This is a genomic window from Vibrio sp. Vb2131, from assembly GCF_033338535.1.
In the GTDB taxonomy this organism is placed as follows: domain Bacteria; phylum Pseudomonadota; class Gammaproteobacteria; order Enterobacterales; family Vibrionaceae; genus Vibrio; species Vibrio alginolyticus.
In genome coordinates, this window is record NZ_JAWOSW010000035.1 from 1 (window position 1) to 19,178 (window position 19,178).

At 46.2% G+C, this 19,178-nt stretch carries 19 protein-coding genes and 1 tRNA gene; 7 read left to right on the top strand and 13 right to left on the bottom strand.

The window, feature by feature from the left end; genetic code table 11:
• Nucleotides 1-84: 84 nt before the first annotated feature.
• From frdD to frdA, 4 genes are read right to left on the bottom strand one after another with little or no spacing between them, the layout of a single operon-like run.
• On the bottom strand, nucleotides 85-462 hold the full coding sequence (frdD, locus tag R7E38_RS22375) for a fumarate reductase subunit FrdD (protein ID WP_005381493.1): 378 nt from the start codon (nucleotides 460-462) through the stop codon (nucleotides 85-87).
• A gap of 11 nt (nucleotides 463-473) precedes the next feature.
• Nucleotides 474-857, bottom strand: a complete 384-nt coding sequence (gene frdC, locus R7E38_RS22380) for a fumarate reductase subunit FrdC (protein WP_005381491.1) — start codon at nucleotides 855-857, stop codon at nucleotides 474-476.
• Between the two features lie 2 nt (nucleotides 858-859).
• Complete coding sequence (locus R7E38_RS22385) at nucleotides 860-1,618, bottom strand: succinate dehydrogenase/fumarate reductase iron-sulfur subunit (protein ID WP_005381489.1); 759 nt, start codon at nucleotides 1,616-1,618, stop codon at nucleotides 860-862.
• The gene (frdA, locus tag R7E38_RS22390) at nucleotides 1,618-3,417 is read right to left on the bottom strand and encodes a fumarate reductase (quinol) flavoprotein subunit (RefSeq protein ID WP_005381487.1); all 1,800 of its coding nucleotides are present in this window, start codon (nucleotides 3,415-3,417) and stop codon (nucleotides 1,618-1,620) included. The genes R7E38_RS22385 and frdA overlap by 1 nt, the downstream gene beginning before the upstream one ends.
• Nucleotides 3,418-3,852: 435 nt before the next feature.
• On the opposite strand from frdA, the gene epmA reads away from it, so the two are divergent.
• The 4 genes from epmA to R7E38_RS22410 all read left to right on the top strand — a co-directional run bounded on the left by epmA (nucleotide 3,853) and on the right by R7E38_RS22410 (nucleotide 6,966).
• Nucleotides 3,853-4,824: an elongation factor P--(R)-beta-lysine ligase gene (gene epmA, locus R7E38_RS22395; protein WP_005381485.1), complete on the top strand. Its 972-nt coding sequence runs from the start codon at nucleotides 3,853-3,855 to the stop codon at nucleotides 4,822-4,824.
• A gap of 9 nt (nucleotides 4,825-4,833) precedes the next feature.
• Entirely contained in the window at nucleotides 4,834-5,208 is a 375-nt protein-coding gene (locus R7E38_RS22400; protein ID WP_005381482.1) for a VanZ family protein, read from the top strand.
• 21 nt (nucleotides 5,209-5,229) lie between these two features.
• Nucleotides 5,230-5,865: a TetR/AcrR family transcriptional regulator gene (locus tag R7E38_RS22405; protein WP_005381480.1), complete on the top strand. Its 636-nt coding sequence runs from the start codon at nucleotides 5,230-5,232 to the stop codon at nucleotides 5,863-5,865.
• Nucleotides 5,866-6,009: 144 nt separating this feature from the next.
• A complete protein-coding gene (locus R7E38_RS22410; RefSeq protein ID WP_053307392.1) occupies nucleotides 6,010-6,966 on the top strand; it encodes an acetyltransferase in 957 nt (318 codons plus the stop codon).
• Nucleotides 6,967-7,040: 74 nt separating this feature from the next.
• On the opposite strand, the gene R7E38_RS22415 is transcribed toward R7E38_RS22410, so the two are convergent.
• From R7E38_RS22415 to R7E38_RS22435, 5 genes are all read right to left on the bottom strand, one after another.
• Complete coding sequence (locus R7E38_RS22415; RefSeq protein WP_064368829.1) at nucleotides 7,041-8,186, bottom strand: murein hydrolase activator EnvC family protein; 1,146 nt, start codon at nucleotides 8,184-8,186, stop codon at nucleotides 7,041-7,043.
• A 27-nt stretch (nucleotides 8,187-8,213) separates the two neighbouring features.
• Nucleotides 8,214-9,035 carry a serine O-acetyltransferase gene (cysE, locus tag R7E38_RS22420; protein ID WP_005381475.1) on the bottom strand — a complete coding sequence of 274 codons (822 nt, stop codon included), beginning with the start codon at nucleotides 9,033-9,035 and terminating at the stop codon, nucleotides 8,214-8,216.
• Nucleotides 9,036-9,113: 78 nt separating this feature from the next.
• Complete coding sequence (gene gpsA, locus R7E38_RS22425) at nucleotides 9,114-10,151, bottom strand: NAD(P)H-dependent glycerol-3-phosphate dehydrogenase (protein WP_005381474.1); 1,038 nt, start codon at nucleotides 10,149-10,151, stop codon at nucleotides 9,114-9,116.
• A 194-nt stretch (nucleotides 10,152-10,345) separates the two neighbouring features.
• On the bottom strand, nucleotides 10,346-10,810 hold the full coding sequence (gene secB, locus R7E38_RS22430) for a protein-export chaperone SecB (RefSeq protein WP_005456911.1): 465 nt from the start codon (nucleotides 10,808-10,810) through the stop codon (nucleotides 10,346-10,348).
• Nucleotides 10,811-11,034: 224 nt separating this feature from the next.
• Nucleotides 11,035-11,469 carry a rhodanese-like domain-containing protein gene (locus tag R7E38_RS22435; RefSeq protein ID WP_005381472.1) on the bottom strand — a complete coding sequence of 145 codons (435 nt, stop codon included), beginning with the start codon at nucleotides 11,467-11,469 and terminating at the stop codon, nucleotides 11,035-11,037.
• Between the two features lie 547 nt (nucleotides 11,470-12,016).
• Between R7E38_RS22435 and gpmM the strand changes: the two genes are divergently transcribed.
• Nucleotides 12,017-13,549, top strand: coding sequence for a 2,3-bisphosphoglycerate-independent phosphoglycerate mutase (gpmM, locus tag R7E38_RS22440; protein ID WP_005381471.1), 1,533 nt, complete (start codon nucleotides 12,017-12,019; stop codon nucleotides 13,547-13,549).
• Between the two features lie 82 nt (nucleotides 13,550-13,631).
• Here the strand turns inward: gpmM and R7E38_RS22445 are convergent, their stop codons facing one another.
• The 4 genes from R7E38_RS22445 to rsgA form a co-directional block, all read right to left on the bottom strand.
• Nucleotides 13,632-14,519 (bottom strand): DMT family transporter, encoded by an 888-nt coding sequence (locus R7E38_RS22445; RefSeq protein WP_005386417.1) that lies wholly within the window; start codon nucleotides 14,517-14,519, stop codon nucleotides 13,632-13,634.
• A 132-nt stretch (nucleotides 14,520-14,651) separates the two neighbouring features.
• Nucleotides 14,652-16,067, bottom strand: coding sequence for an SLC13 family permease (locus R7E38_RS22450; protein ID WP_025768799.1), 1,416 nt, complete (start codon nucleotides 16,065-16,067; stop codon nucleotides 14,652-14,654).
• Between the two features lie 166 nt (nucleotides 16,068-16,233).
• Nucleotides 16,234-17,091: an archaetidylserine decarboxylase gene (gene asd, locus R7E38_RS22455; protein WP_054575296.1), complete on the bottom strand. Its 858-nt coding sequence runs from the start codon at nucleotides 17,089-17,091 to the stop codon at nucleotides 16,234-16,236.
• Between the two features lie 116 nt (nucleotides 17,092-17,207).
• Nucleotides 17,208-18,272 (bottom strand): small ribosomal subunit biogenesis GTPase RsgA, encoded by a 1,065-nt coding sequence (gene rsgA / locus R7E38_RS22460; protein ID WP_005386419.1) that lies wholly within the window; start codon nucleotides 18,270-18,272, stop codon nucleotides 17,208-17,210.
• Between the two features lie 129 nt (nucleotides 18,273-18,401).
• Here rsgA and orn point away from each other — a divergent pair, with 129 nt between their 5' ends.
• Nucleotides 18,402-18,947 carry an oligoribonuclease gene (gene orn / locus R7E38_RS22465; protein WP_017635574.1) on the top strand — a complete coding sequence of 182 codons (546 nt, stop codon included), beginning with the start codon at nucleotides 18,402-18,404 and terminating at the stop codon, nucleotides 18,945-18,947.
• 156 nt (nucleotides 18,948-19,103) lie between these two features.
• Nucleotides 19,104-19,176: transfer RNA gene (locus R7E38_RS22470), tRNA-Gly, on the top strand.
• Nucleotides 19,177-19,178: the final 2 nt, after the last annotated feature.

Here is a 19,178-nt window from a genome sequence, read left to right on the forward strand (position 1 = left end):
CTTTAAAATACAAAACGCCCGATGAAGTACATCGAGCGTTTTAGTTAAAAAGTGTCAACCCATATCAGGACGGGTCACAGTCTCTTAAATCATGAAGATAAAGATAACTGCTAGTGCAGTGATGAGGCCTGCAAATGCATAGCATGCAATTTTACCAATCACACCAGTGTGGAATTTAAGGTCGTGCATGCCGTGGTGTACACGGTGCATTGCGTGCCACATTGGCAATGCTAGCGTGCCAATGATGAATAGCGCACCGATGATGCTGGTTGCGAATGCAGAGACACGCTCGTAGCTCATCGCTTCTGCGTCAATCACGCCTAGTGGTACCAAGATACCTAGCACAAGAACAGTGATTGGCGTGATCATCGCGAACCAAGTACCGCCTGCGCCAAACAGACCCCACCAGATTGGCTCATCAGAACGTTTTGGTGATGTGTTTACACTATAATTCGGTTTCATTGCTCAGCTCCTTACACCACGATGAGAACGATCAGTGAGATGAACGCAACCGCGGCCCACTGAGTCAATACGATGATCTTCTTGTCCACTGGTTTGCCTTTCAAACGAATTGGCATTACTTGTGGCATCATGCTGAAGAAAGTTTGAGCGTGGAATAGGCTACCGAGTAGTGCAACGATGTTGATTGCGACGACGATTGGGTTCGCCATGAACGCTAACCAACCTTGCCATGCTTCAGGACCTTTCACCAAGCAACCTAAACCGAAAGTTAGGAACAGAGTGAATAGAATTAACGGAAGCACCGTCGCTTCACGTAGCATGTAGAAGCGGTAGAAAGGATGGTTCTTCCACCAAGTGCGTTTTACTTCACGAACGTAAGGTTTACGATTGCTCATCCTTATGCCTCCACTTTCTTTGGTGAACCATCAGGTTTCAACATAGCAATCACGAAGTCCATAGAAGACTCCACTTTGCCTTGGTTTACAGCCGCTGCTGGGTCAACGTTCTTCGGACAAACTTCAGAACAGTAACCAACAAACGTACAACCCCAAGCACCGTTTTCACCGTTGATAAGCTTCATGCGCTCATCTTTACCGTTGTCACGGCTGTCTAGGTTGTAGCGGTGGGCTAGCGTTAGTGCAGCAGGACCGATGAACTCTGGGTTAAGACCAAACTGAGGACATGCTGCATAGCATAGACCACAGTTGATACAGCCAGCGAATTGCTTGTATTTCGCCATCTGTTCTGGCGTTTGCAAGTTCGTACCGTCTTCTGGTTTACGATCGTTACCAATGATGTATGGTTTGATTGCTTCTAGGCGCTCGATGAATGGCGTCATATCAACAATCAAGTCTTTCTCGATTGGGAAGTTCGCTAGAGGCTCGATAGTCACGCCGTCTGGGTAGTCACGTAGGAAGCTCTTACAAGCAAGTTTCGGTACGTTGTTCACCATGATGCCGCAAGAACCACAGATCGCCATACGACAAGACCAACGGTAAGACAGATCTTTGTCTAGGTGGTCTTTGATGTAACCAAGTGCGTCAAGTACAGACATGGTTTCATCGAATGGGACTTCGAATGTTTGCTTGTATGGTTCTGCATCTTTTTCTGGGTCGTAACGCAGGATGTCTACTTTTTGAATGCGATTTGCTGACATTATGCTTGCTCCTCTGCGTTCTTCTCTTCAGCCGCTGCTTTTTCTGCTGCTTCACCGTATAGACGAGCTTTTGGTTGTGACTTAGTGATGGTCACATTGCTGTAATCGATACTTGGTGCTGACTCTGGCTTGTAGAAAGCAAGTGAGTGTTTTAGGAAGTTCACGTCATCACGTTCTGTACAACCGTCGTCTAGACGCTGGTGCGCGCCGCGCGATTCTTTACGTAGAATCGCAGAGTGAACCATCGCTTCTGCGACTTCTAGGCCGTAACCCACTTCGATTGCGTATAGAAGGTCTGTGTTGAACACTTTACCTTTGTCTTTGATGCTGATGCGTTTGTAGCGTTCTTTCAACTCAGTGATTTTGTCGATAGTCGCTTGCATCAAATCTTCTTGGCGGTAGATACCACAGCCCGCTTCCATGGTGTGACCCATTTCTGTGCGGATCTCTGCCCAGTTTTCGTCGCCTTCTTGGTTCATCAGTTTCGCGATGCGTTCTTCAACTGCTTTTACTTGCGCGTCAATTGCCGCGTCGTTCCAGCCTTTGAATTCTGCCGCACGTTTCACTGCGTTTTCACCAGCTACGCGGCCAAATACCACGAATTCAGCCAGTGAGTTAGAACCTAGACGGTTCGCACCGTGAAGGCCAACAGATGCACATTCACCAACCGCGAATAGGCCTTTAATGCGAGTTTCACAGCCGCCGTCCGTTTCAATACCACCCATGGTGTAGTGAACGGTTGGACGAATTGGAATCGGCTCTTTTGCTGGGTCTACGTTTACGTAAGCTTTTGCTAGCTCACAGATGAACGGTAGACGCTCTTGTAGGTACTCTTCACCAAGGTGGCGAAGGTCTAGGTGCACCACGTCACCCAGTGGGTGTTTGATGGTGTTGCCTTTCTGTTGTTCGTGCCAGAAAGCTTGAGAAACTTTGTCACGAGGACCCAGTTCCATGTATTTGTTCTTCGGTTGGCCAACTGGAGTTTCAGGGCCCATGCCGTAATCTTGTAGGTAACGGTAGCCATTCTTGTTAACGATGATACCGCCTTCACCACGACAACCTTCCGTCATCAGGATACCTGTGCCTGGAAGACCGGTTGGGTGGTATTGAACGAATTCCATATCACGTAGAGGAACGCCGTGACGGTAAGCCATTGCCATACCATCGCCCGTTACGATACCGCCGTTGGTGTTACAGTGGTAAACACGGCCCGCGCCACCTGTTGCTAGAACAACAGATTTTGCTTTGATAGTAACAAGCTCGCCTTCAGACATGTGAATAGCAATCAGACCTTGAACTTCGCCTTCATCAACAAGCAGATCCACCACAAAGTACTCATCAAAACGTTTGATGTTGCTGTACTTCATTGATGTCTGGAATAGCGTATGAAGCATGTGGAAGCCAGTTTTGTCTGCAGCGAACCAAGTACGTTCAACCTTCATACCACCAAAGCGGCGTACGTTGACTTCACCGTTCTCTTTACGACTCCATGGGCAACCCCATTGCTCCATTTGGATCATTTCGCGAGTCGCGTTCTCTACAAAGTATTCAACAACATCCTGTTCACATAGCCAGTCACCACCGCCAACAGTGTCGTTGAAGTGGTTGTCTAAGCTATCTTCATCCTTGATAACTGCTGCTGAGCCACCCTCTGCAGCGACCGTGTGGGAGCGCATTGGATAAACTTTAGAAATCAGAGCGACTTCTAAGTCTGGGTTTGCTTCAGCCGCTGCAATAGCAGTACGAAGACCAGCGCCGCCTGCGCCGATGACTGCGATATCTGTGGTGATAATTTGCACAGTTATCCTCCAGTGTGTGATTGCGGAAATCCGCTTGTTATTGTCATTACGAGGCGCTCCTTAAAAAGAACTCCCCAAAAGTAGTAGGGTTAGTGTAGATGAGCCACATGGCAGAAAAATTGATGTAATTGGGTTTTTGCTTCGGTAATGCACTTAAGGGCATAGAATTTATAGGTTATGTGACTGCTATCACGGCATCGAGGTTTTGGCCCTCAAGCATTAACATTAGGGATGTTAAACCCGTGTTGCGTGACATTAACCGCATGGATAATAGGATTTTAACTGAGTGTTTTTTGTTCTGCGGCACGAGTAATGCTTGCCTCAAATTTGCGAGCACATTAGTAAAAAGAAGAAGGGATATTCCTCTCTTCTTGAAGAGGAAAAAGCATGTAGAATGAGACTTTCCTCGCTGAATTAAAGTTTGAGAGACTTGTTATGCAAACCAACTGGCAACCTACTGCTTCCATTGACCAACTTCGTCAACGTGCGACGTTAATCGCGTCGATTCGACAATTCTTCGCTGACCGACAGGTGATGGAAGTCGATACGCCAGCCATGAGTCACGCAACCGTGACTGACATCCATTTGCATACTTTCCAAACCGAGTTTGTTGGCCCAGGCTATGCCGATGGCAGTAAGCTGTTTTTTATGACCAGCCCAGAATTCCATATGAAGCGCCTTTTGGCTGCGGGCAGCGGTTGTATTTATCAAATCAACAAAGCATTTCGTAATGAAGAGAATGGTCGCTACCACAACCCTGAATTCACGATGTTGGAGTGGTATCGCGTTGGCTTTGACCATCATAAATTGATGGATGAAATGGATGACCTGTTGCAGCTGGTATTGAAGTGTGGCGCAGCGCAGCGCATGACGTATCAGCAAGCCTTCATTGATGTGTTGGGTGTGTGTCCACTGGAAGGCTCGATGACTGAGCTGAAAGCGGCGGCAAGCAAGCTGGGTTTGAGTGACATTGCTGAGCCAGAAGAAGATCGCGATACGCTGCTGCAACTACTATTTAGCGTGGGAGTAGAAAACAAAATTGGTCAGGACGTGCCGGCTTTTGTGTACGACTTCCCTGCATCACAGGCGGCGCTTGCGAAAATCAATCCTCAAGATCATCGCGTCGCGGATCGTTTTGAAGTGTACTTTAAGGGGATAGAGCTGGCGAACGGATTTCATGAACTGGATAACCCGAAAGAGCAATTAGCGCGCTTTGAACAAGATAACGCAAAGCGTATCGAAATGGGTTTAAAACCACAGCCGATCGATTATCATCTGATCTCTGCACTGGAAGCAGGGTTGCCAGATTGTGCAGGGGTCGCGTTGGGTATCGATCGTTTGATCATGCTGGCGCTAGGCTGTGACCACATTGATCAAGTGACGGCCTTTCCATTTCCAATTGCATAAGGACGTCCAATGAACCTGACGGCTGCACGTTTCGTCATCTTTAGCTACGCCATATTGATCGCTTTTTTATCTCTGAGTTCAGGTGAACTGCAAGACTGGGGCAATATCGCGTATCTCGACAAAATGCAGCACGCTATGGCGTATAGCGGCTTTGCGTTTTTAGGTTGCTTTTGCGTGTGGCGTTGGCGTCAACGTTGGGCGGTGGCGATTGGTATTTTGCTATTCAGCGCCGTTATTGAGTGGTTGCAAGGGTATGTAGGGCGACAAACTTCTTGGTTAGACCTTGTCGCCAACTCAACTGGCATCTTAACTGGTCTGTTATGTTACCGTATTTGGAGCCTCTATCGACCTAGGTTGGTGAAGTCGCTATACTCGATTCGTTAATGAAGAGGGAACACGATAACAATGAAAACGCGCGACAAAATCGTCTACGCGGCACTGGAGTTGTTCAACCAACATGGTGAGCGAAACATCACCACCAATCACATTGCCGATCACATCGAAATTAGCCCTGGTAATCTGTATTACCACTTCCGCAATAAGCAAGAAATCGTTCGTGAGATCTTTGCGCTTTATTCAGCAGAACTTTTAGAAAGATTTACCCCTATTCAAGGTTCGCAAGAGAGCCTGACTATGCTGAAGAGCTACCTAGACTCTATTTTTACCTTGATGTGGAAATACCGCTTTTTCTACGCAAACTTACCAGAAATCTTGTCACGAGATGAACAGCTACACGAACAGTACATCGATGTGCAAGAGAAGCTGCAAGCGAACCTCATTGCTATTATGCAAGAGTTCGTAACGATGAAGCTGTTGAATGTCGATCAACAACAGTTGAAGTCATTGGTATGTACATTGCACTTGATTGCGTGTAGTTGGTTGGCGTATCAATCCGCGATGGCTTCAAAAACCAACATTACCGAGCAAATGGTGAAGCAAGGGATGTTGCAGATGCTTAATGTCGTTAAGCCATTAGCAACTGAGCAGGGCTTAGAGCAGCTACTGTTATTAGAAGATGCGGTTAGCAATCTACACAGTTAAACGTCAAACTGCTTAATATTTCGAGAGTCACTCTCATTTTCGAGTCGTGGCTCGAGTTGACTTGTCAAATATGCCACGCACAATAGTCCCATACGCTAAAAACCCTTGCAGGGATAAGATTCTCGATAAAGGAACTATCGCCCCATGAATTACGACATTTTTAATGGTGATGCTGATGGCATCATTGCTCTTCTACAATTGCGTTTGGCTGATCCTGTCGATGCCCAGTTAATAACCGGTGTAAAGCGCGACATCAAGCTGGTGGAAAAAGTAGATGTGCAAGCGGGTGATGAGCTGACTGTGTTAGACATTTCGATGGAAAAGAACATGGCAGGTCTAGAGCAAGCTTTGGCTCAAGGCGCGCACGTCTTTTACGCCGATCATCACAAAGCGGGCGACATTCCTCAGCATGGTAATTTGGATGCGCACATCGATCTCGATGCCAACATGTGCACGGCGTTGATTGTCGATAAGTTGCTTGATGGGCGTTTTCATGACTGGGCGATTACGGCGGCTTATGGCGATAACATGATTGCTAAAGCCGATGAGTTAGCGAATAACGCGGGCTTGTCGCAGCAACAGAAAGAGCAGCTAAAAGAGCTGGGTACTTTAATTAACTACAACGGCTACGGATCGAAAGTCGAAGATTTACACTTTCACCCTGCGGAGCTGTACCGAGCTTTGCTGAAGTACACGTCACCATTTGAAGCTATTGAAGATACGGCCTCGCCATACTACCAATTGCAATCGGCTTACCAACAAGACATGGAGGCGGCTCTCGCAGTGCCTGCCATGCATGAGAGCGGTAAGCTGAAGTTGTTTGAGTTACCAAACACGGCGGCATCACGCCGAATCAGTGGTGTTTATGGCAACTGGCTAGCAAACCAAACCCCTGACTCTGCGCATGCGGTACTTACTGAAAATGCAGATGGTACTTATACGGTTTCACTCCGTGCCCCGTTAAACAATAAACAAGGTGCCGTGGCCGTGTGTGGTCAGTTCCCGACAGGTGGGGGGCGAGAGGCGGCGGCAGGAATCAACGCGTTAAGCAAAGATGATGTGCATGCTTTTATTGATGCGGTAGAAACCTACTACGCATAGCATTTTCCAAAACATGAATACAACAAAGGAGCCGAGTGGCTCCTTTTTTTATGATAAGTCAATAAGTCAGATAATCAGCGCTTTAACCAAGATTTCGGATCCTGCGCTTCACTATTACGACGAATTTCGAAGTACAGCGATGGCCTGTCTTGACCGCCCGTATCACCCGCGAGAGCAATCACTTCGCCTGCGGTGACTCGATCGCCTTCTTTTTTAGTTAACGCTTGGTTGTAACCATAGAGGGTCATGTCACCTTTTCCGTGGTCGAGCAGTACCACTAAACCGTATCCGCGCAGATACTCAGCAAATACGACAGTACCAGGATAAACGGCTTTCACTTGTTGACCATAGTTGGCAGACAACACCATGCCCTTCCAGTTTACCTGCCCAGTTTGTCGCGTACCAAAGTTGTGTAACACACTGCCTTTGAGTGGCCAAGGCAACTTACCGCGCTGTTTGCCGAGTCCGTCCATTGGCACCGCATTACGCTTCGCTGCTTTGGCGATCTCTGCTTTTAAACGGGTTTCGTTGCGTTGCAGCTCGGCTAAGTAGCGTTTGTCATTCTTGATACTGCTCTGAATCTTATTCAGGGTTTGCTTACGCTTGGATTGTGTACTTGCTAGCGCTGTACGTTTTTCGGATTGCTGCTTGAGCAGAGTCTCGATTTGCTCTTTTTCTAGCTCGAGCTGGTTTTTGTTGTGCGCTAATTCTTGGGTTATTTTGGTGATCGCATCAATCACTTCAGCACGTGCTTTAGCTAAATGCTGGAAGTATTGGCTCATGCGGTCTTCTTCCACACCTTGATTTAACAAGTGACCATTGGCCTTCGCTCGCTCGGTTACGTAATACGTTTGCAGCAGCTGTTTGAGTTCTTCTTCTTGCTCTTGACGCTGTGCTTCTTGCAAGGCAATTTTCTCTTCTAGATTTTCTATGTTTTTGTCTGCTTGTGCGAGGTTAGACTTGGTTTGTCGTATTTCACGCTCAAGCTTAGAAATTCCAAGCTCTTGATCTTTTAATGATTTCTGTAACTCATTGAGCTGCTTTTCTTGGGAAGAGAGCGATTTGCGCTGACGGCTTATCTCACTGGATACGCCTTTGAGCTCTTGCTGACTCACAGCAGAGGAGGTAATGGGATAAGTGGCAGATAAAGCACAAGTTAATAAAATAGCCGAGCGTAGAACAGGGTGATTTTGTTTTCGCACTTGAGAGTTACCTACCACGTTGTTGTCAAAAAGGTTTGTTGACGATTAAATACCATCTCCATGGATAAAGCTTTGCGACTTGCCGTTAAAGCCTTGATCCATATCGAGAGAGGGTTTATCCGTTTTTGGACGTCCGACGATTTTTGCAGGCACGCCAGCCACCGTTGTGTGAGGAGGCACGGCTTGCAATACCACAGAGCAAGATCCGATTTTCGCGCCTTCACCGACTTCGATATTGCCAAGAATCTTTGCACCAGCGCCGATCATCACACCCTCGCGAATTTTCGGGTGACGATCACCGCATTCTTTACCAGTACCACCAAGGGTGACATCTTGCAGTATAGACACGTCGTTTTCGACCACGGCAGTTTCACCAATCACGATGCCTGTTGCATGGTCGAGCATGATGCCACTACCAATGCGCGCTGCAGGGTGGATATCGACCTGACATGCTACCGAAATCTGATTTTGTAGGTAAGTCGCAAGAGCGTGACGACCTTGCTTCCATAGCCAGTTTGCTACTCGGTAGCCTTGCAGTGCGTGATAGCCTTTTAGGTACAGCAATGGCATTGAGTACATTGAAACAGCAGGGTCGCGATTGACCGTGGCACAAATATCACAAGCCGCGCCGTCAGTGATGGTTGGATCAGCTGCAAAGGCTTCTTCAACCACTTCACGTACAGCCATCGCTGGCATGGAAGCGGTGTTCAATTTATTAGCCAGAATATAACTCAGAGCGGCACACAAACTTTCATGCTTGATAATGGTGGCATGATAGAAGCTCGCCAGCATAGGCTCTTGTTCTGACATTTCACGGGCTTCTGAGACAATTTTGTTCCAGACTTTTTGTTTTTCGCAGTGTTTCATTCTCAATATCCAGAGTGGTTCTTCCGTGACCCGACAACTTCAATTTTTCTCAGATGAGCTGCAAAGGGCGGTAGATTGCTACTTTCCTTCGGCTTTTTTGTCACGAGCAAGTAAATCTTGCGCTGCTAAGCGCGCATCTTTTCCTTGATACAATACTTGATAAATTTGATCAACTATCGGCATCTCAACACCCATACGTTGAGAAAGTAGCCATACTTCTTTTGTATTGCGGTAACCCTCAACCACTTGACCAATTTCTTCTTGAGCCGTATCAACGTCTTTACCTTGGCCTAATGCCAAGCCAAAGCGTCGGTTACGTGATTGGTTATCGGTACATGTCAGGACAAGATCGCCTAAACCCGCCATGCCCATAAAGGTTTCTGGCTGTGCACCCAGCGCAGCACCAAGGCGACTCATTTCAGCCAAGCCACGAGTAATTAATGCAGTACGGGCGTTGGCGCCAAAACCGATACCATCAGACATACCCGCACCAATCGCAATAACGTTTTTCACAGCACCGCCCAATTGCATACCAATAAAGTCACTATTGGCATATACGCGGAAGGTTTTGCTACAGTGGATTTTTTCTTGTAGATCCGCAACAAATTCAGAATCTGGAGACGCAACAGAGATTGCAGTCGGCATACCCATTGCGAGCTCTTTCGCAAACGTTGGGCCAGACAATACTGCTAGTGAGTAGTTTTCACCGATAATGTCATAAGCAACGTCTTTCAGTAGGCGCCCCGTTTCAGGTTCAAGCCCTTTGGTTGCCCAACAGATGCGAGAGTCTTCGCGCAAGAATGGTTTACAGCTGTTTAGCACGATGCCAAAGACATGGCTTGGAACCACAACCAACAAATCTCGGCTTGCTTGAACGGCTTTTTCTAAATCCGATTCAATGATCAAGCTTTCAGGGAAATCAACACCTGGTAAGAAGGCATGGTTAGCTCGGTCTGCTTCTAGGCGAGCCATGTGCTCTGGCTCGTGTCCCCAAAGGACAACGTTCGCGCCGTTACGAGCGAGTGAGATTGCCAAAGAGGTGCCGTATGAGCCTGCGCCAATCACAGTCATTGCGATGTCTTTACCGTAAGCATTGTTTGTGTTTGCTTGTGTCATGCTACCGCCTAATTGTCTTGCTACTAGTAGAATCTAGTTCATAATCACCAGATTTTACGCTCTCTAGGGATTAGGAACTAGGAACTTTTGTCAGAAATAAAAAATGCACATTGCATCGGATGATAGACGCTATGTGCATTTTCTTCGAGTCGGTGACGAAAGCTTATGGCTGCTCGTCACTTACAATACGTGAATTACGCTTGAGCTTCGCCTTGTTGAGCTTGCTGTTGTAGGTAGTTCATGAATAGCGCGTCGAAGTTAACTGGCGCTAGGTTCAGTTGAGGGAATGTACCTTTAACAACTAGGCTTGAGATAGTTTCACGAGCGTAAGGGAATAGGATGTTCGGGCAGAATGCACCTAGGCAATGTGCTAGTTGACCAGCTTCCATTTGCTCAGCAGTGAAGATACCACCTTGTTGAACTTCACATAGGAACGCAGTTTCTTCTTCGTTCTTCACAGTCACAGTTAGACGTAGAACCACTTCGTAAACGCCTTCACCAAGCTCACGGCTTTGAGTGTCTAGGTCTAGTTTAACGTCTGGGTTCCATTCTTTTTGGAAGATTACTGGAGAGTTTGGCGCTTCGAAAGAAACGTCTTTTAGGAAGATGCGTTGAATTGCGAAGTTTTGTTGTGCTTCTTGAGGTGCTGCTTCAGCCATTTTTTAATCCTTAATAAACATTTGTTGAGTCTAGAAACGCCTAAACTCAGAAATTTGGTTTGTCCTGAGACTAACTGAGCAAATGTACCTTGACTAGATGAAGCGTGTATTACGTGCAAAGCGTCACAACTTAGGGCTTCAACTGCTTTCTATTTGCTCAGTTTTATATCCACGAGGCTTGGCAAAATCGCGTTTAAATGCGTACCTTAGTTTTTGCCACGTTCCTACTTTTTACCACGAACTAAAGGTAGGTTTGCTTCGTTCCATGCAATCAAACCATTCTTAAGTAGGCTAACTTTTTCAAAGCCCGCTTTTACTAGAAGGTTCGCGCTTTCTTGAGCGGTTTGGCCCGTCTTGCATACAACAATGATTGGGTCTGATTTATGGTTTTCAAGGCTACCCAAGTTACCTGCTTTGATGTCTGACGGTAAAATGTGAAGTGAGTCGGTGATATGACCTTTTTTGAACTCATCTTTTGTGCGGATATCCACAACAACGCCGTTTTCACGGTTCATTAGGTGAGTCAGTTGGTTTACGTTGATTTCTTTGTATGCTGCCGTCGCTGACTTCACGATGTTCATGATAAATGCGACAAGAAGACCTACCCAAACCAAAGATAGAATCATGTTCTGTTGGAAAAATTCAATGTACTCTTGCATGTCTTGAGCTCTTACGCTGTTGGCGGAAAAATAAAGCAGGAGTATAGCGAGGTTACGGCTCTTAGGCGAGAGGGTTAAAATTTTCTAACGAATAATTGAGATCTCTATAAACCCGTTATGCCCTTACTATCCGTACATTTCGCTCTGGTAGCTTGATTGCTTTGGCCTATTGGACTTATCGGTTTAAGTGACTTCTGTTTTACTGAGAAAAGAGAACAATAGGTATTAACCCATCTTGTTTGATGTTGCTTTAAATTAGCACTGTTTCAAGTGCAAAAATAAGAATGAGAAGCGTAAGAAAACCGAACTTAGACTGGGGTGTACAAAGCGTATTAGAAATGACTATGCTTGTGGAACACGTTTGTCGGCACTGACTCGTTGTTCGCTTAACTTGTAAGATAGCAACAATAAATCGCAAACATTATTTGATCTTAACCTACAGTTTTGGTTAAAAAGTGTAGTAAAATTACGCTAGTTTTGTTTCAAGGTTAGATAGGGCAGCGAGGCCCTACGCCAAAAGTTACTTAAATTTGATGAGGTCATCACTATGTCAGCTAAGAAGCCACTGGCTCTAGTTATCCTTGACGGTTACGGTTACCGTGAAGACACAGCAAGTAACGCAATTGCGAATGCGAAAACACCAGTAATGGATGCTCTGATTGCGAATAACCCACACACATTAATCTCTGCTTCAGGCATGGATGTTGGCCTTCCTGATGGTCAAATGGGTAACTCTGAAGTTGGTCACACTAACATTGGTGCAGGCCGCGTTGTATACCAAGACCTGACTCGTATCACTAAATCAATTGCTGATGGTGAGTTCGAACAAACGCCTGCGCTAGTTGAAGCTATCGACTCTGCAGTAAAAGCTGAGAAAGCAGTACACATCATGGGCCTGATGTCTCCAGGCGGTGTTCACTCTCACGAAGACCACATTTACGCTGCAGTTGAAATGGCAGCGGCTCGTGGCGCAGAGAAAATCTACCTACACTGCTTCCTAGACGGCCGTGACACACCACCACGTAGTGCTGAAAACTCACTACAACGTTTCCAAGACCTATTTGCGAAACTAGGTAAAGGCCGCGTTGCTTCTCTAGTAGGTCGTTACTACGCAATGGACCGTGACAACAATTGGGATCGCGTCCAAGTTGCTTACGATCTTCTAACTCAAGCTAAAGCTGAGTTCACAGCAGAAACGGCAGTTGCAGGTCTAGAAGCGGCTTACGCTCGTGAAGAAAACGACGAATTCGTTAAAGCAACAGCTATCAAAGCAGAAGGTCAAGAAGACGCAATCATGCAAGATGGTGATGCGGTTATCTTCATGAACTACCGTGCTGACCGTGCACGTCAAATCACTCGTGCATTCGTTCCTGCATTTGACGGCTTTGAGCGTGCAGTATTCCCAGCAATCAACTTTGTGATGCTGACTCAATACGCGGCTGATATCCCTCTAGCTATCGCATTCCCACCTGCGTCTCTAGAAAACACTTACGGTGAGTGGCTATCTAAACAAGGTCAAACTCAGCTACGTATCTCTGAAACAGAGAAATACGCACACGTGACTTTCTTCTTCAACGGTGGTGTTGAGAACGAATTCGAAGGCGAAGAGCGTCAATTGGTTGCTTCACCAAAAGTTGCAACGTACGACATGCAGCCTGAAATGAGCTCTCCAGAACTAACAGATAAGATGGTTGCGGCTATCAAGTCTGGTAAGTTCGATACCATCATCTGTAACTACCCGAACGCAGATATGGTTGGTCACACTGGCGTTTATGAAGCGGCTGAGAAAGCAATCGAAGCTCTAGATGAAAGTGTGGGTAAAGTGGTTGAAGCAATCAAAGAAGTTGGCGGTCAACTATTGATCACTGCGGACCACGGTAATGCAGAAATGATGATCGACCCTGAAACTGGCGGCATCCACACTGCTCATACTAACCTACCAGTACCTCTAATCTATGTAGGTGACAAAGCGGTTGAATTCAAAGAAGGCGGTAAACTGTCTGACCTTGCACCAACCATGCTTTCTCTAGCTGGTCTAGAAATCCCAGCAGAAATGACGGGTGAAGTACTAGTTAAATAATTAACTAACGGCTCCGAATGACAAAAGCCCGAGTTTAAACTCGGGCTTTTTTGTATCTGGCAGTAAGGGCTGGTCTGTAAGGTTACTGAACCAAAATGCCCGCACCAATCACAGCTAGGGCTGCGCCCAACCATGCAAATCGGTTTGGTCGGCGTTTAGTGTAAATCCAGAGCAGTGGTAGCAACATAATTGGCGTGGTTGAAGATAGAAGTGCAACCATACCTACATTTCCTTCTTGCAGTGCGTATAAGATTAGCGTCATGCCGACGGCCATCGCCAAGAAACCATTAAGCGCAGTAATACCAAATATGCGCCAAGTAATGTGTTGCGTCGAGCGAGCGACTTTGACTCCTAGAATTAACAACATGCTGTGGGCGAAAAAGGCACTGATCATTCGAATAGCAGAAGCCGCAACTGGGTCAATACTGGTTTGCATTACTGGCTTGGCGATGATGCCGCCCAATGCTTGGCACATTGCTGCGGTTAAGCCAAGTCCAATACCCACCCAGATGTTACCTTTAATGTCTTCCAAGACGTTATTCACTTGACCTCTTCGGCCAAAGAATATCGCCATCACCACGCCGCTAAATACCAATGATGCGCCCAGTAGTTCTATTGTGGTCATGACTTCGCTAAATAAGAAGTAGCCCAAGATGGCAGAGAACACGGCGTGGCAAGAGAAGAGTAACCCGGCTTGTCTTGGCCCCATACGATTCAAACACGCGAATAGAGCGGTATCGCCAATAAAAATACCAATCAGTCCTGAGGCCATCATTGGCGTTACATGTTCCCAAGAAACCGTTAACCAGCCGCCAGTTATCCAGGCCATTGTTGATAAGATCACGGCTGTGCAGCCCATACGCCAGCGGCTGTAAGAAAATGCGCCTAGGTGTTGTGCAGGAATGACCGAAATTAGGCTAGAAACTGCCCACAGAAAAGCGGCGCATAAAGCAAGCCATTCGTAACCCATGATGTGTCGACGTCCTTGTAGAGTAGAGGAGTCTTAATATGCACGAAATTTATGGGATGTAAAAGCCGCTCTGTAAGGGCAGTAGCTGGAGAGCAGCTCCATGACAACACGCTTTTTCATGGAGCTCTTCGATTAAAACAGTACCAAAACTGCGCCATACACGATAAGTAGACCAATCAAACCGAGAATCAGGCCTACTTTCGCCATGTCTTTGCTCTCGATGAGGCCTGTTGAATAAGCCAAAGAGTTTGGTGGTGTGGAAACCGGTAAGATCATGCCAAGTGATGCGGAGAAGGCGACGACAACCAGTAAACCTTGTAGGCCACCAACCGCAATAAGGCTTGGCATTGATGTACCAATAGCGGCAGCAATAGGCATCAATAAGTTTGCTGTTGCGGTATTAGACATAAAGTTCGCCATTAACCAACACACTACTGATAGGGCTAAAACAACGGCAAATGGTGATAGCAGGCTGTAATCAATGGCGTGCGCTAATGCTTCGGCTAAGCCCGTTTTGTCTAAGGCAATACCAATTGCTATACCACCGGCAACCAGCCATAAAACATCCCAGTTAATCAGCTTGAGCTCTTCTTTTCCCATAATGCCCGTTAACGTGAACACTGCTAGTGGGATAATCGCGACAACGTATGTATTCATGCCATGCACTTTCGTTGTCATCCAAAGCACAATGGTTAGTGCAAAAGTGATGTAGACGACGATCGCACGCCAGCTCCTTTTGAATGTACCATCTAGCTTTAGTTTCATTTCTGGTTCGCTAGACGGAAACAGCTTTTGCAACAAGAACCAAGCTACAGTGAGTTGTACCAACACAAAGGGTAGACCCATTGTCATCCACGATAGGAAGTCTATCGCGTTTTCCCCAGTGAGATATTGAAGCGCTATCGCATTAGGTGGCGTGCCTATCGGAGTCGCAATGCCGCCTGTATTCGCGGCAATTGGAATACACAACACCAGTGCTTTAATGCCTAAATCCCCTTTAGGTGCTGAAGCGACGATGGGGCCAAGCAGGGCTAGCATCATCACGGTCGTGGCAGTATTGGACATAAACATTGAAAAAACGGCGGTAATTAACATCAAGCCCAGCATTATGAACTTAGGTTGTGTGCCGAATGGTTTTAATAGAACTCGGGCGAGGTTGTTGTCGAGCTCGTATTTGGAAGCCGCAATCGCGAGAGCAAAACCACCCATAAAAAGAATAATGATCGGTGAAGAGAAGGCCGAGAAAATATCGGTGTAAGCAATTAACTCTCCTAAATCATGCCCCGCTGGTGGATTGCGAAATAGATGCAAACCTTTATCCGATATCATGATCAGTTCAAGAGCGATAATAAGAATGGACGTAGCAAAAACGGGAACCGGCTCGAGAACCCAAAGTAGAGCAGCAAGAAGAAAAATAGCCAACAGGCGATGCTGAATTAAAGTGAGATCGTCAATAGGAATAGCATCGATCGGCATCATCAAAACACCGAGCGGAATTAAAAAGCACACCAGCAATTTCGCCAACGTGTTTACACTCATCTTTGGCATTGGCTGCCCCTCTAAATATTCATTCTAAGCGCAGGATAATTGATTGTGGAATGAGGGTCTTAGAGGCAGGTATGAGTTTGAGAAATAGAGGCTAAATTTCGAACGGAGTTTTGCTTTTTATCAATAAAAAGAGCCCTTAATAAAGGGCTCTTTAACGGTGTTTTACTTATTTTTTCAAGGCGTAAGGTGTGCCCATAACGGTTGGCTTACCGTTTTCCATGCTTGCGTCAAACTCAATCGCGTCTTTGGCAAACAGGTTAATAACAGTAGAACCCAGTTTGAAGCGGCCCATCTCTTCGCCTTTTTTCAAGATCACGGCCTTGTCACCCTCTGCTGGGTAATTCCATTTGTAGACAGTGTTTCCACGAGGCGGAGTGATCGTGCCAGCCCATACTTGCTCAATGCTACCAACAATTGTCGCACCAACAAGCACCTGTGCCATTGGACCAAACTCAGTATCGAAGATACACACCACACGCTCGTTACGTGCAAATAGGTTCGGTACGTTTTCTGCTGTCAGAGGGTTTACTGAGAACAGGTCACCTGGTACGTAAATCATTTGGCGCAGAGTGCCGTCACATGGCATGTGTACACGGTGGTAATCGCTCGGAGATAGGTACAATGTTGCAAAAGAACCATCTTTAAATTCGTCCGCTAAATTCGCGTCACCGCCCAGCAATTCTTGTGCTGAGAAGTGATGACCTTTTGCTTGGATAAGTTGACCATCTTCAATAGGGCCAAACTGGCTAACACAAGCGTCGGCTGGATGAGTGATGACGTTTTCGCCTTCAGAAATTGGGCGTGCGCCTTCTTTTAGCTCACGAACGAAAAACTCGTTGAACGTTTTAAAATGCTTAGGATCTGAGTGCTTTGCCTCATCCATATTCACATTGTATTGTTTGATAAACCAACGAATAACTGCTGTTGTTAGACCGCCAGCTTTTGCTGAAGCCAGTTTACCCATTAGGCGAGTGAGGCCGTGTTGTGGGATCCAGTACTGCAGTCCAACTTTAAACTTGTCCATCTTTAATTCCGATACTTCTGTTAGATTCGCGCTTTAGGGCGCGTGATGTTACTGAAATTTAATTTGCTTGTCAGTATTAGGTGAAGACTTTTTACACAGTTACAGCCTTAACTCAATTACAGATCGGCTTTTTTATTACGTGAATACTGACGATTTGCTTTGTTTTCAACCATGCTTTCCAAAATACGATGATAATTTTCAAAGCGAGTTTCGTTAATTTCCCCGTTCTCGACAGCTTCACGTAGAAGGCAGCCTGGGTCATCATTGTGTTTACAATCTCGGAACTTGCAACCGCCTAAATATGGTCGAAATTCAACGAATGCTTTTGTTACTTCTTCTGCTTCCAAATGCCAAAGACCAAATTCACGTACTCCAGGTGAGTCGATCAAATCGCCACCCGTTGGAATGTGGTATAAACGTGCAGCCGTCGTGGTGTGTTGGCCCAAGCCAGAGTTCTCAGAGACTTCGCCTTCTTCCACTTCGCTCTCTAGTTCCGGCATTAACGCGTTGACTAAGCTGGATTTCCCTACGCCTGATTGACCAACAAAGATATTAATTCGATCACGCAGCAGGGTTTCTAGTTCAGCAATGCCTTCTCCAGACTTCTTGCTGACCAGAAGCACTTTATAGCCAATACGTTCATATTCTTTGAGCCATTCTTCATACATTGCACGGTCATCGGCTTCTAGAAGGTCGACCTTATTTAAGACCAACAATGGCGCAATATTCAGTGTTTCTGATGCAACGAGATAGCGGTCAATAATATTTAGCGATAGCTCTGGTAATACCGAAGAGACAATGACCATTTGATCAATATTGGCTGCAACGGGTTTTAGGCCATCGTAATAATCTGGACGAGTGAGCACTGAAGAGCGAGGTTCTACCGCTTCAACAACACCAGAGATGCCCGCCATAGACTCCAATCCTTCGCGCCATAAAACACGATCGCCAGATACTAGAGACTCAATACCACGGCGGAGGTTACAGCGTTGAATTTCGCCTGTTTCAAGGTCTTCAATGTCCGCGTGCTGACCAAAACGAGTGATCACGAGACCTTGCTTGCTGGCGCCTAGCATGTTTTCATCCCACTGAATGGAATCTTCTTGCTTCTTCAAACGCTTTTGTTGGTTGCTACGTACGCGTCGCACCTGACCTTTGGTTAACTTTTTCTTCTTTGCCACAATTCTGTACTTTATGTGAATTTACTCAAATGGTTGAGCCGTACTCTTGGCTCCGTGTATGAGTATCGTGTTTCTCGTATTTTGAGGTATAGTACCTCTTTTATCGATAAACAAATAGGCGGCGTAACCATGTCCTTTAGCGATCAAAACCTAATTTGGGTTGATTTAGAGATGACAGGGCTTGATCCTGAAACGCACAAAATCATCGAAATTGCTTCTATTGTCACGGATAGCGAACTAAATATTTTGGCTGAAGGTCCAGTGTTAGCGATTCATCAGCCGGAAGAAGAACTGGCGAAAATGGACGACTGGTGTACTAATACGCATACGGCAAGCGGTTTGGTGGAGCGCGTTCGAAACAGTCAAATCTCAGAACAAGACGCAGTCGCACAAACCATTGAATTTTTAGAAAAATGGGTGCCAAAAGGGGCGTCGCCAATATGTGGTAACAGCATTGGGCAGGATCGTCGCTTTTTATACAAGCATATGCCTGAGTTGGAAGAGTTCTTCCATTACCGATATGTTGACGTTAGTACTCTTAAAGAACTAGCACGTCGCTGGCAACCTGAGGTGCTAAATGGGTTCACAAAACAGGGAACACATTTGGCCTTGGACGACATTCGTGAGTCCATCGCAGAACTTAAGTACTATCGAGGTACTATTTTCAAGATTTAACTGTTAAGGTTGCGATCCAAATTGTTGTAATTTATATCGCTTTTGATTGCTTTTTCGTCGTTCAGTAAAAAAATAAAGTTTTTTTGAAGGAAGGACTTGCATCACAAAAAAATGCTCTTATAATTCGCAGCCCTAAACAGCGGAAACGTTGTTGATGCGACACTAGCTCAGTTGGTAGAGCGCAACCTTGCCAAGGTTGAGGTCACGAGTTCGAACCTCGTGTGTCGCTCC